Here is a 13,022-nt window from a genome sequence, read left to right as displayed (position 1 = left end):
CCCGGTGTCGGCGGAGCCCGGGCTTGACCTCAACCGGACTTGAGGGACGACGCTGATCCGCATGCAGACACCCGATGCCCCTCTCCAGGTCGCCGTCGTCCTCGGCAGCAACCGCGACGGCCGTTTCGGCCCGGTCGTCGCCGACTGGCTCCTGAGCCGCCTGCGCGCCCGCGAGGACCTGATCACGCAGGTCGTGGACGTGGCCGACGCCGAGCTCCCCACGACCTTGGCCCGGACCCCGGAGACGGCCGCCGCCCTGTGCTCGGTCACCCCGAAACTGGCGGCGGCGGACGCCTTCGTCGTGCTCACCCCCGAGTACAACCACTCCTATCCCGCGGCTCTGAAGAACCTCATCGACTGGCACTACACGGAATGGCAGGCCAAGCCGGTCGCCCTGGTCTCCTACGGCGGTGTCTCCGGCGGCCTGCGCGCCGTGGAACACCTGCGCCAGGTCTTCGCCGAACTGCACGCCGTGACGGTGCGGGACACCGTCTCCTTCCACAACGCGCGCGGCGCCTTCGAGGACGGCCGTCCGAAGGACCCGACGGGTCCGGAGGCGGCGGCGAAGACGATGCTGGACCAACTGGTGTGGTGGGCGCGCGGGTTGAGGGAGGCGCGGGAGCGCCGGCCGTACGGGGGATGACCGGCGGCCCGGGGAAGGGGGACGGCCGCTCCGGTCGGACACCGGAGCGGCCGCCGTTTGCGGTCGGCGCGGGGTCAGTTCACGTTCACGGCGCTCCAGGCCGCCGCCACCGCGTTGTACTCCGTGCTCCCGGCCCCGTAGAGGTCCTTGGCCGCGTTCAGGGTCGCCGTCCGGGCGCCCGCGTAGTTCGTCGACGAGGTCATGTAGACCGTCAGCGCCCGGTACCAGATCCGGCCCAGCTTGTCCCGTCCGATGCCGGTGACCGTGGAGCCGTTGGAGGTGGGCGAGTTGTAGCTGACGCCGTTGATCGTCTTGGCGCCGCTGCCCTCCGCGAGCAGGTACGCGAAGTGGTTGGCGACCCCGGAGGAGTAGTGGACGTCGAGGTTGCCGACGGAACTGCTCCAGTAGTCGGCCGAGTTGCCGTCCTTCGAGGGCTTGTCCATGTACCGCAGCGCCTCGCGTCCGAAGCCGGACTTCACGATCTTCTCGCCGATGAGGTAGTCCCCGGGGTCGGAGGAGTTGTTCGCGTACCACTCCACCAGCGTGCCGAGGATGTCGGAGGTCGCCTCGTTCAGGCCGCCGGACTCGCCCGAGTACGTCAGCGCGGCGGTCTTGGAGGTGACGCCGTGGGTCATCTCGTGGCCGGCGACGTCGAGCGACACCAGCGGGCCGAACGTCGTGCCGTCACCGTCGCCGTAGGTCATGCAGAAGCAACTGTCGTCCCAGAAGGCGTTGTTGTACGCGTTGCCGTAGTGGACGCGGTTGTAGGAGCCCTTGCCGTCGCCGCCGATGCCGTTGCGGCCGAAGGTGTTCTTGTAGAAGTCCCAGGTGACGTCCGTGCCGTACTGGGCGTCGACCGCCGCGCTCGAACGGTCCGAAGTCGCGCCGGTGCCCCAGTGGTTGTCGGTGTCGGTGAACACCGTCGAGGGGGCGCGGCTGATGCAGATGCTCGTCAGGAAGCACAGGTCGGTCTTGTTCGCCGCGTCGCCCGTGTAGGTGTTCCCGCGGGTGGGGTCCTTGAGCTGGTACGTCGACCCCGACAGGGTCGTCTCCAGCGGGACCGTGCCGCTGTAGAGGGACTTGCCGTCGCCCGTCGCGGTCTCGATGTCGTCCCAGGCGTCGATCTGCCGGCCGGTCTTCGCGTCCGTGAGCACCGTGCGGGCGACCGGGTTGCCCAGGGAGTCCTTGGCCGCCACCTGGGTGCGCCAGGCCAGCTTCGGGGTGCCGTGGAGGGCGTCGACGACCAGGTGGGGCTTGGCCGTCAGCTGCTTCAGGGTCTCGCCGAGGTTCACGGCGCGCAGGGCGTTCGCCGCGAGGTCGGCGGCCTTGGGCGCCGATACGGAGGGCACGATCGAGGCCAGGGATATCTCGCTCCGGGTCGCCCGGTTCGCGCCGCGGTACTTTCCGTCCGGCGCCAGGTGGACCACGAAGTCGCCGCCCAGGACGGGCAGTCGGCGGTAGGTGCGGTCGTAGCGGACGTGCTGCGTGCCGTCCGCGTCGACGATCACGTCCCGCACGGAGGTGCCCTCGGCGGACGTCAGGCCCAGGCTCGCGGCGTGGGTGAGAAGGGCCGAGGCCGCGTTCTCGATGGCGCCGGCCCTGGTCGGTCTGCCGGCGGCGACGGCGCCGGGGGAGAGCGCGGAGGCCAGCAGGGCGGCGGTGGTGGCGGCAACCGCGGTGGCGGCGGCGAGACGACGGGACCTGCGTGCGGTGGTGGGGTGCAGCCGGATCCGACTCATCGATCTCCTCGGTAGGGCGCCGGGAGGGCGCGTGGGGGTGGGTCGGCGCTGTGTTGACCAGAATTTAAGGGGCCATGACAGGCGGCCGTAAAGAGCGCGTGTGAGGAGGTGTGTGTGGAGAGAGAATCGTTTTTGTGAGCCCCCAGCTGCCCTTCTTCGTCTACGGCACCCTCCGCCCCGGCGAGGTCAACCACGACCTCTTCCTGCGCGGCCGCACCCGCGCCGAGGAACCGGGGCGGCTGACCGGCTCGGTGCTGTACGCCGGACCCGGCTACCCGTACGCCGTGGAGGCGCCCGGCGCCGGCGAGGTGTGCGGCGAGCTGGTGACCGCGATGCCCGAGCGGTACGCGGAGTTGCTCGTCGCTCTGGACCGGCTGGAGGAGTACGCGCCCGGCGACCCCCGCAACCTCTACGAGCGCGTCGAGCGCGCGGTGCGACGCGACGCCGACGGCGTCCTGGTCCGCGCCTGGGTGTACGTCGCCGCCCCCGCGGTCGCCGCCCGGCTGCGGGCCCGTGGGCGGCCCATCGAGGGCGGGGACTGGCTGCTCAGGAGTTCTTCACCGGGGCGGTGACCGGTTCGAGCCGCACCGCGCACGTCTTGAACTCCGGCATCCGCGAGGTCGGGTCCAGCGCCGGGTTGGTCAGGGTGTTGGCGCGTCCCTCGCCCGGCCAGTGGAAGGGCATGAAGACCGTGTCGGGCCGGATGGCGGTCGTGATGCGGGCCGGGGCGACGGCGCGGCCGCGCCGCGACACCACCGCCACGGGATCGCCCTCCGCCGCCCCGAGCCGCGCCGCCAGCCGCGGGTGCAGCTCCACGAACGGGCCCGGCGCGGCGGCGTTCAGCTCGTCGACGCGGCGGGTCTGGGCGCCGGACTGGTACTGGGCGACGACCCGGCCGGTCGTCAGCAGGACCGGGTACTCGGCGTCGGGTTCCTCTGCGGTCGGCCGGTGCGAGACGGGCACGAACCGGGCCCGGCCGTCAGGGGTGGCGAACCGGTCGAGGAAGAGCCGTGGAGTGCCCGGGTGGGCCTCCTCGGCCTCCTGCGGCGGGAGTTGGGGACACGGCCAGAACACCCCGTTCTCCTCCGCGAGCCTGCGGTAGGTGATCCCGGAGTAGTCGGCGGGTCCGCCCGCGCTCGCCCGGCGCAACTCCTCGAAGACCTCCTCCGGATCGGTCGGGAAGCCCTTCTCCACGCCCAGCCGGTCGGCGAGTTCGCGCAGGACCTCCAGATCGCTGCGCACGCCGTCGGGCGGCGTGATCGCCCGCCGCCGCAGCAGCACCCGGCCCTCCAGGCTGGTCGTCGTGCCCGTCTCCTCCGCCCACTGCGTCACCGGCAGCACCACGTCCGCGAGCGCCGCCGTCTCCGACAGCACCACGTCGCACACGGCAAGGAAGTCGAGGGACTTCAGGCGCTCCTCCACGTGCGCGGCGTGCGGCGCCGACACCACCGGGTTGGAACCCATGAGCAGCAGCGACCTGATGTCCGTCCCCAGCGCGTCCAGCAGCTCGTACGCGCTGCGTCCCGGGCCCGGCAGGCTGTCCGGGTCCACGCCCCACACCTCGGCGACGTGCCGCCGCGCCGCCGGGTCGTCGAGCTTGCGGTATCCGGGCAACTGGTCGGCCTTCTGGCCGTGTTCGCGCCCGCCCTGCCCGTTGCCCTGCCCGGTCAGACAGCCGTAGCCGCTCAGCGGCCGTCCCGCCTGGCCGGTCGCCAGGCACAGGTTGATCCACGCGCCCACGGTGTCCGTGCCCTTGGACTGCTGCTCCGGCCCGCGCGCCGTCAGCACCATCGCGTGCTCGGGCTCGCAGAACAGCCGTACCGCCTCCCGCAGTTGCGGAACGGGCACCCCCGTGATCCGCTCCACGTACTCCGGCCAGTGCGCCATCGCCGCCGCCCGCGCGTCCTCCCAGCCGGCGGTGCGCCCGGCCACGTACTCCTCGTCGACCCGCCCCTCGGCGACCACCAGGTGCAGCAGGCCCAGGGCGAGTGCGAGGTCGGTTCCGGGCCGCGGGGCCAGGTGCAGGTCGGCCTGCTCGGCGGTGCGGGTGCGCCGCGGGTCGACGACGATCAGCGTGCCGCCGTTCTCCTTCAGCTCGGTGAAGAACCTCAGCGACGGCGGCATGGTCTCGGCGAGGTTGGAGCCGACCAGGATCACGCAGCCGGTCCTCGGGATGTCCTCCAGCGGGAACGGCAGCCCCCGGTCGAGCCCGAACGCCTTCATGCCGGCCGCCGCGGCCGACGACATGCAGAAACGCCCGTTGTAGTCGATCTGGGAGGTGCCGAGCACCACCCGCGCGAACTTGCCGAGCGTGTACGCCTTCTCGTTGGTGAGCCCACCCCCGCCGAACACCCCGACGGCGTCCGGCCCGTGCTCCGCGCGCGTCCGCCCGAGCCCGCCGGCGATCCGGTCCAGTGCCTCGTCCCAGGTGGCGGGCACCAGCGTGCCCTTGTCGGAGCGCACCAACGGGGAGGTCAGGCGCACCCGGGACGAGAGCACGGCCGGCGCGGTACGGCCCTTGCCGCACAGCGCGCCCCGGTTCACCGGGAAGTCCGTGCGCTCGCTCACCTCGACCGTGCCGTCCGCGGCGGGAGTCAGGTTCATCCCGCACTGCAGGGCGCAGTACGGGCAGTGCGTGGGCGTCACGGTGTTCTGCATACCGGCCAGCGTGCGTCGGCCGTGTTACGCGCGGCGCGGCCCCCTGTTACGCGGACGGGACGGCCGCCTCCCCGTGCCGCGCCGGCCGGCGTGAGCCCCGCGTCACCGGGCGTCGGCCAGCGCCTTCGCGACCCCCGTCTCCTTGCGCCCGAGGAACTGCGGGTCCGGGTGGAACACGGCGTCCAGCGCCGCCTTGCCGGCCGCGAACACCTCGCGCGTGCCGCCGTAGTACCAGGTCACGTCGTGTTTGGCGGCCACTCCGACGCCGTACGACGACACGCCCGCGGCCTGGCAGAGCGCCACCGCCCGCCGGATGTGGAAGCCCTGGCTGATCAGCACCGCCCGGTCCACGCCGAAGATCTTCTTCGCGCGCACGCAGGAGTCCCAGGTGTCGAAGCCCGCGTAGTCGCTGACGATCCGCCGGTCCGGCACGCCGTGCCGGGTCAGGTAGGCGCGCATGGCGTCGGGCTCGTCGTAGTCCTTGCGGCTGTTGTCGCCGGTGACGAGGACCACCTCGACGCGGTTGTCGCGGTACAGCTTCGCCGCCGCGTTGAGCCGGTTGGCCAGGTACGGCGACGGCTCGCCGTTCCACAGGCCGGCGCCGAAGACGACGGCGACCTCGGTGCGGGGCGCGTCCGCGACCGTGCCCAGCCGGCCGGCCGTGGAGACGTACAGCCAGGTCGACGGAAGGAGCGCCAGCACGCACCCGGCCATCACGGCCTGCACGAGCCGCCGCTGTCCGGTCCGGGTGCGGGGCAGCCGCGGTCTGCGCATTCGAACGTCCCCTGTCTTCCGCCTGCTTCTCGACAGTCAGAGACGTCGCGCCGGGCCCGGCGGTTCGGCACACCCTACGTGACCAGGTTCACTCCGTGCGACGAAACCGCAGGTCGTGGCGGCTCACAGGCCCGCGTCCGGCGGGGTGAAGGGCTGGAAAACGCCCGTCATCACCAGGCAACGGGACGGCAACGTGCCCCGGCGAGGATCGGTGCATGACGGACAGTACGGCGCACCTCCTGAGCCAGATCGGCAGCCGGCTCGCCGGCCAGCTGAGCCTCGTCTCCCTGGACGGCCGGCGCCGCCCGGCCCCTCCCGCGTTGGTCGTCGTGGCGCACGGCAGCCGCGACCCGCGGGCCCTGAGCACCGTCCGCGCGCTCCTGGAGCGGGTCCGCGAGCGGCGTCCCGGCCTGCCCGTCCACCTGGGCCACATCGAACTGAACGAGCCCCTGCTCCCCGACACCCTGGCCGGCCTCGGCGGGCGGCAGGCGGTCCTCGTCCCCCTGCTGCTCAGCCGCGGCTATCACATCAAGCGGGACATCCCCGAGATGGCCGCCGCATCGGACGTGCACGCGCGCGTGGCGGGCGCCCTGGGCCCGCACCCGCTGCTGGTCGACGCCCTGTACGCCCGCCTCGTCGAGGCCGGCTGGCGCACCCGCACGGACGAGGAGACGCGGCGCGCGAGCGCGGTCGTCCTCGCCGCCGCGGGCTCCCGCGACCCCGAGTCCAGGGTCGACACCGGTCGCACGGCCGAACTCCTCGCCGAGCGCCTGGGCGTCCCGGTGGTCCCCGCCTACGCCACGACGTCGGCCCCGACCGTCCCGGACGCGATCCGGGCCCTGGCGGCGAGGGGCCGTCACCGTGTCGCGGTGGCCTCCTACTTCACGGCCCCGGGCCGCTTCGCCACCGAGTGCGCCGAGGCGGCCCCGTGGATCGCCTCGGCCCCCCTGGGCACCCACCCGGCGATGGCGGAACTGCTCCTGCACCGGTACGACAACGCCGTAAAGGGCGCGGGGGACTGGGCGACAAGCCACGCACGGCCCGCACTCGCCATGTGAGCGATCCCGGCGGACACGTACGCGGATTGTCGGTCCCTGCCCGTACTGTCGAGACATGTCGTACGACGCGCAGGCAACAGAACGCTGGGCCCCAGAACCCGACAAACGCCCCGGCCGCACCGCTTTCCAGCGCGACCGCGCGCGCGTACTGCACTCCTCGGCCCTGCGAAGGCTCGCCGGCAAGACCCAGGTCGTCACCCCCGGCACCCGCACCCAGGTCTGGGACGCCAGCCCCCGCACCCGCCTCACCCACTCCCTGGAGTGCGCCCAGGTCGGCCGCGAACTCGGCGCGGCCCTCGGCTGTGACCCCGACCTGGTGGAGGCCGCCTGCCTCTCCCACGACCTCGGCCACCCCCCGTTCGGCCACAACGGCGAACAGGCGCTGAACGAATTCGCCCAGGACTGCGGCGGCTTCGAGGGCAACGCGCAGTCCCTGAGGCTGCTCACCCGCATCGAGCCCAAGCGCTTCACCCCGGAGGGCTCCGTCGGCCTCAACCTCACCCGGGCCACCCTGGACGCCGCCACCAAGTACCCCTGGCCCAGGGGCGCCCACCCCACCGATCCCGCCTCGCCCAAGTTCGGTGTCTACGAGGACGACCGCCCCGTCTTCGACTGGGTCCGCAAGGAGGCCCCCGGCACCCGCACCACCTTCGAGGCCCAGGTCATGGACTGGTCCGACGACGTGGCGTACTCGGTGCACGACGTCGAGGACGGTCTGCACGCCGGCCACATCGACCCCGACTGCCTGCACGCCGAGCCCGAGCGCCAGGAGGTCTTCGCGGTGGCCCGCGGCCGGTACGTCGCGGCGGACACCGACCCCGCCGAACTCGCCGCCGCCCTCGACCGCCTGCAGGACCAGGAGTGGTGGCCGCACGGCTACGACGGGACGGCCGTCGCCCAGGCCCGCCTCAAGGACGCCACCAGCCAGCTCATCGGCCGCTTCGCCCTCGCCGCCGAGACCGCCACCCGCGCCGCGTACGGCACCGGCCGCCTCACCCGGTACGACGCGGCTCTCGTCGTCCCGCGCGAGACCCGGCTGGAGTGCGCGATCCTCAAGGCCGTCGCCCACCGCTACGTGATGCAGCGCGCCGAGCAGGAGCGGCTGCGCGCCGACCAGCGGATCGTCGTGGCCGAACTGGCCGACGCACTCACCGCGCGTGCGCCCGACGGCCTGGACCCGCAGTTCCGGTCCCTGTTCGAGCAGGCCGGCGACGACCGCGCGCGCAAACGGGTGATCGTCGACCAGATCGCCTCCCTCACCGACGCCTCGGCCCGGTCGCTTCACGGACGCCTGACGGGGCGGACGGGAGACTGAGGGGGCGCGGGTGACGAGGAATGAGCCCGAATGTGACACTCCGTGGCCTGATCGGGCCACTCCCTCTTCCCCCATCACGCTCCGTGCGGGACGCTCGCATGTGGCGGCACCCACAGTGTTTTCTGTGAGGACACCCCCCGGATCCCCCGTAGGAGGCATCAAGTGGTCGACGCGGATCAGACATTCGTCATCGTCGGAGGCGGCCTCGCCGGCGCGAAGGCGGCCGAGACGCTCCGAGCGGAGGGCTTCACCGGCCGCGTGATACTGATCTGCGACGAGCGCGACCACCCGTACGAGCGTCCCCCGCTCTCCAAGGGCTACCTGCTGGGCAAGGAGGAGCGCGACAGCGTCTTCGTCCACGAACCCGCCTGGTACGCGCGCAACGACATCGAGCTGCACCTCGGCGAGACCGTCGACGCCATCGACCGCGAGGCGAAGACGGTCCGCTTCGGCGAGGACGGCACGCTCGTCCGCTACGACAAGCTCCTGCTCGCCACCGGCGCGGAGCCGCGCCGCCTCGACATCCCCGGCACCGACCTCGCGGGCGTGCACCACCTGCGCCGCCTCGCCCACGCCGAACGGCTCAAGCACGTCCTCGCCGCGCTCGGCCGGGACAACGGCCACATCGTCATCGCGGGCGCCGGCTGGATCGGCCTGGAGGTCGCCGCCGCGGCCCGCGAGTACGGCGCCGAGGTCACCGTTGTCGAGCCGCTCGCCACCCCGCTGCACGCGGTCCTCGGCCCCGAGCTCGGCAACCTCTTCGCCGAGCTGCACCGCGAGCACGGCGTCCGCTTCCACTTCGGCGCACGGCTCACCGAGATCGTCGGCCAGGACGGCATGGTCCTGGCGGCCCGCACCGACGACGGCGAGGAGCACCCCGCCCACGACGTCCTCGCCGCGATCGGCGCGGCCCCGCGCACCGGCCTCGCGGAGGCGGCGGGCCTGGAGCTCGCCGACCGGCGCTACGGCGGCGGCGTCGCCGTCGACGAACGGCTGCGCACCTCCGACCCCGACATCTACGCCGCCGGAGACGTCGTCTCCTTCCCGCACGCCCTGTTCGACACCCGGCTGCGCGTCGAGCACTGGGCCAACGCCCTCAACGGCGGACCCGCCGCGGCCCGGGCGATGCTCGGCCGGGACATCACCTACGACCGCGTGCCCTACTTCTTCTCCGACCAGTACGACCTCGGCATGGAGTACTCCGGCTGGGCGCCCCCCGGCACCTACGACGAAGTGGTCATCCGGGGAGACGCCGGCAAGCGCGAGTTCATCGCCTTCTGGGTCAAGGACGGCAGGGTGCTGGCCGGGATGAACGTGAACGTGTGGAACGTCACTGACCCCATCCAGAAGCTGATCCGCGCCAGGACCCCTGTGAACACCGACTCCCTGGCGGACCCGCACGTTCCGCTCGAAAGCCTCGTCCCTTAGATGTCCGACCACCACCGTAGAATTCACGCGTGGCAGGACGGATCAACGACGAGGACGTGAAGGCGGTACGGGACGCGGTCCCGATCGACGCCGTGGTGTCCGAGTACCTCCAGCTGCGCAACGCGGGCGGCGGCAACCTCAAGGGCCTGTGCCCGTTCCACGACGAGAAGTCGCCGTCCTTCCAGGTCAGTCCGAGCAAGGGGCTCTTCCACTGCTTCGGCTGCCAGGAGGGCGGCGACACCATCACGTTCGTGATGAAGGTCGACCACCTCTCCTTCTCCGAGGCGGTCGAGCGCCTCGCCGCCCAGGCCGGCATCACCCTGCGGTACGAGGAGGGCGGCTACAACCCCTCCCACCAGCGCGGCGAGCGCATCCGCCTGGTCGAGGCCCACAAGATCGCCGCCGAGTGGTACGCCGAGCAGCTCGCCACCAGCCCCGAGGCCGACACCGGCCGGATCTTCCTCGCCGAGCGCGGCTTCGACCAGGCCGCCGCCCAGCACTTCTCCGTCGGCTACAGCCCCCAGGGCTGGGACCACCTCACCCGCTTCCTGCGCGGCAAGGGCTTCACCGACAAGGAGCTCGTCCTCTCCGGCCTCTCCCAGGAGGGCCGCCGCGGCCCCATCGACCGCTTCCGCGGCCGCCTGATGTGGCCCATCCGCGACATCGGCGGAGACGTCGTCGGCTTCGGCGCGCGCAAGCTCTACGAGGCGGACAACGGCCCCAAGTACCTCAACACCCCCGACACGGCGATCTACAAGAAGTCCCAGGTCCTGTACGGCATCGACCTGGCGAAGAAGGACATCGCCAAGGCCAGCCGCGCCGTCGTCGTCGAGGGCTACACCGACGTCATGGCCTGCCACCTCGCCGGCGTCACCACGGCCATCGCCACCTGCGGCACCGCCTTCGGCGGCGACCACATCAAGATCCTGCGCCGGCTGCTGATGGACAACGGCTCGGCCCGCGTGATCTTCACCTTCGACGGCGACGCGGCCGGCCAGAAGGCCGCCCTGCGCGCCTTCGAGGACGACCAGAAGTTCGCCGCCGAGACCTACATCGCGATCGCCCCGGACGGCATGGACCCCTGCGAGCTGCGCCTGGCCAAGGGCGACGAGGCCGTCGCCGACCTGGTCGAACCCCGCACCCCGCTCTTCGAGTTCGCGCTGCGCCAGATCGTCGTCCGCTACGACCTCGACACCCCCGCCGGCCGCGCCGCCGCCCTCGACGAGGCGGCGCCCATCGTGGCCCGCATCAAGAACAGCGGCGCCCAGCACGAGGTCGCCGTCCAGCTCGCCGGCATGCTCGGCATCCTCGACACCCAGTTCGTCGTCAAGCGCGTCGCCCAGCTCGCCCGCTGGGCCCGCGACCGCGGCGGCAAGGGCCCCGCGCCGAACAGCCGCGGCCCCCAGCAGCCCTACGACGCCGCCCCGCGCCCCACCGCCTCGGGCCCCGCCCTCACCCTGCGCAACCCCGTCTACGCCACCGAGCGCGAGCTGCTCAAGCTCGCCCTCCAGCGGCCGGACCTGGTCTCCCCGGCCTTCGACGCCTACGGCGCCGACGAGTTCACCGCCGCGCCCTACGCCGCCGTACGCGAGGCCATCATGGAAGCGGGCGGCACCGAGTACGGCACGCAGGACCCCCAGGACTACCTGGTCCGGGTGCGCGAGGCCGCCCCGGACGACACCGTGCGCGCCATGGTCACCGAGCTGGCCGTGGAGGCGATCATGCGCAAGACGGTCGACGAGGTGTACGCGGGCGCCCAGCTGGTCACCGTCCGCCGCCGGGCCGTCGAGCGCCGGGTCCGGGACATCACCTCCACCCTCACCCGCCTCGGCACCTCCGGCGACCCCGCCCAACTGGCCGCCGTACAGAACGAGCTGTGGGTACTGCAGCAGTACGACCAGGCCCTGCGCGAACACGGCGCCGCGGCTCTCTGAGGCGCCCGTACGACACGGTCACCGCCCGGTCACGGGCCGATTGCAAAAAGTCACCGCACGCCCCTCGTGGCGGCGATGTGTCGTACTCCACACTGGGTTCCGGTGCCTGAGTCCTCGGAGCGCGGCCGATCCGTCCCGTACGGGTCCCAGACCCCCGCGGTTCCGTTCAACGCGTACGGGACGGACAGCGGCGAGGCCGCCGACTCCGCCCCCGAAGTACCGCTGCCGCACCCCCTGGCAGCGATCATCCTGGAGGTCGCCCGCGTGCAGACCCAGACCCTCACCCAGACCGACACCGGCAACGACGTCACGGAGCCGGACGCGGAGGCCGACGTCCTCGTCGCGGTCCCCCCGCAGACCCGTGCCGTGCACCACCCAGAGGCGGACCCCGTGGAACCCGAAGGGCCGCCCGAGGCGGCCGAACCGCCCGCCGAGGCACTGGAGACGGAGACTCCCGAGCCCGTGGAGACGCCCGCCGCCGAGCGGGCCCGCGCCGACACCGGCGGACCGTCCTCGGACCTGTTCCGCCAGTACCTCCGGGAGATCGGCCGCATCCCGCTGCTCACGGCCGCCGAGGAGGTCGAGCTGGCCCGCAGGGTCGAGGCCGGCCTGTTCGCCGAGGAGAAGCTGAGCAACACCCCCGACCTGGACAGCGAGTTGGCGCTGGACCTGGACCGCCTGGTGGTCATGGGCCGCATGGCCAAGCGCCGCCTCATCGAGGCGAACCTGCGGCTGGTGGTGTCCGTCGCGAAGCGGTACGTCGGCCGCGGCCTGACCATGCTCGACCTCGTCCAGGAGGGCAACCTCGGCCTGATCAGGGCGGTCGAGAAGTTCGACTACGCCCGCGGCTACAAGTTCTCCACCTACGCCACCTGGTGGATCCGGCAGGCCATGTCCCGGGCGCTGGCCGACCAGGCCCGCACCATCCGGGTCCCGGTGCACGTCGTCGAGCTGATCAACCGCGTCGTGCGCGTACAGCGCCGGATGCTGCAGGAACGGGGCTACGAGCCGACCCCCGAGGAGGTCGCCGCCCACCTCGACCTGGCGCCCGAGCGCGTCGGCGAGGTGCTCCGGCTGGCCCAGGAGCCGGTCTCCCTGCACGCCCCGGTGGGCGAGGAGGACGACGTCGCCCTCGGCGACCTGATCGAGGACGGCGACGCGGCGAGCCCCGTGGAGTCGGCCGCGTTCCTGCTCCTGAGGGAGCACCTGGAGGCCGTGCTGTCCACGCTGGGGGAGCGGGAGCGCAAGGTCGTCCAGCTGCGGTACGGCCTGGCCGACGGGCGCCCGCGCACGCTGGAGGAGATCGGCCGCATCTTCGGCGTGACCCGCGAGCGGATACGGCAGATCGAGTCGAAGACCTTGAACAAGCTGAGGGATCACGCATTCGCCGATCAGTTGCGGGGATACCTCGACTGAAGCCGACCAGGGGCGCGGGGAACTGCGCGACGAGCCACGACGGGCCGTCGGACGACC

10 protein-coding genes are annotated in these 13,022 nt (G+C 72.5%); 7 read left to right on the top strand and 3 right to left on the bottom strand.

Annotated elements, in window-relative coordinates:
* The first annotated feature begins 61 nt into the window (after positions 1-61).
* Positions 62-643: an NADPH-dependent FMN reductase gene (locus tag M8J74_RS02555; RefSeq protein ID WP_249834828.1), complete on the top strand. Its 582-nt coding sequence runs from the start codon at positions 62-64 to the stop codon at positions 641-643.
* A 74-nt stretch (positions 644-717) separates the two neighbouring features.
* On the opposite strand, the gene M8J74_RS02550 is transcribed toward M8J74_RS02555, so the two are convergent.
* Entirely contained in the window at positions 718-2,382 is a 1,665-nt protein-coding gene (locus M8J74_RS02550; protein WP_249834827.1) for a M4 family metallopeptidase, read from the bottom strand.
* Positions 2,383-2,516: 134 nt separating this feature from the next.
* Here M8J74_RS02550 and M8J74_RS02545 point away from each other — a divergent pair, with 134 nt between their 5' ends.
* Positions 2,517-2,954 carry a gamma-glutamylcyclotransferase family protein gene (locus M8J74_RS02545; RefSeq protein WP_249834826.1) on the top strand — a complete coding sequence of 146 codons (438 nt, stop codon included), beginning with the start codon at positions 2,517-2,519 and terminating at the stop codon, positions 2,952-2,954.
* On the opposite strand, the gene M8J74_RS02540 is transcribed toward M8J74_RS02545, so the two are convergent.
* Both M8J74_RS02540 and M8J74_RS02535 read right to left on the bottom strand, forming a co-directional pair.
* Entirely contained in the window at positions 2,929-5,040 is a 2,112-nt protein-coding gene (locus tag M8J74_RS02540) for a molybdopterin oxidoreductase family protein (protein WP_249834825.1), read from the bottom strand. The two genes, M8J74_RS02545 and M8J74_RS02540, sit on opposite strands and share 26 nt — an antisense overlap.
* Positions 5,041-5,142: 102 nt before the next feature.
* Positions 5,143-5,814, bottom strand: coding sequence for a SanA/YdcF family protein (locus M8J74_RS02535; RefSeq protein WP_249834824.1), 672 nt, complete (start codon positions 5,812-5,814; stop codon positions 5,143-5,145).
* A gap of 215 nt (positions 5,815-6,029) precedes the next feature.
* On the opposite strand from M8J74_RS02535, the gene M8J74_RS02530 reads away from it, so the two are divergent.
* From M8J74_RS02530 to M8J74_RS02510, 5 genes are all read left to right on the top strand, one after another.
* Positions 6,030-6,872 carry a sirohydrochlorin chelatase gene (locus tag M8J74_RS02530; RefSeq protein WP_249834823.1) on the top strand — a complete coding sequence of 281 codons (843 nt, stop codon included), beginning with the start codon at positions 6,030-6,032 and terminating at the stop codon, positions 6,870-6,872.
* Positions 6,873-6,927: 55 nt separating this feature from the next.
* Positions 6,928-8,187: a deoxyguanosinetriphosphate triphosphohydrolase gene (locus M8J74_RS02525; protein ID WP_249834822.1), complete on the top strand. Its 1,260-nt coding sequence runs from the start codon at positions 6,928-6,930 to the stop codon at positions 8,185-8,187.
* A 162-nt stretch (positions 8,188-8,349) separates the two neighbouring features.
* Positions 8,350-9,615 carry an NAD(P)/FAD-dependent oxidoreductase gene (locus M8J74_RS02520; RefSeq protein ID WP_249834821.1) on the top strand — a complete coding sequence of 422 codons (1,266 nt, stop codon included), beginning with the start codon at positions 8,350-8,352 and terminating at the stop codon, positions 9,613-9,615.
* Between the two features lie 29 nt (positions 9,616-9,644).
* Positions 9,645-11,549, top strand: coding sequence for a DNA primase (dnaG, locus tag M8J74_RS02515; RefSeq protein WP_249834820.1), 1,905 nt, complete (start codon positions 9,645-9,647; stop codon positions 11,547-11,549).
* A gap of 102 nt (positions 11,550-11,651) precedes the next feature.
* Positions 11,652-12,965, top strand: a complete 1,314-nt coding sequence (locus M8J74_RS02510) for an RNA polymerase sigma factor (protein WP_249834819.1) — start codon at positions 11,652-11,654, stop codon at positions 12,963-12,965.
* The last annotated feature ends 57 nt before the right edge of the window (positions 12,966-13,022 follow it).

Source organism: Streptomyces panaciradicis (assembly GCF_023516615.1).
Taxonomy (GTDB): Bacteria; Actinomycetota; Actinomycetes; order Streptomycetales; family Streptomycetaceae; genus Streptomyces; species Streptomyces panaciradicis.
Note: the sequence above shows the minus strand (reverse complement) of the source record. Positions and strands in the feature narration are given on the sequence as shown.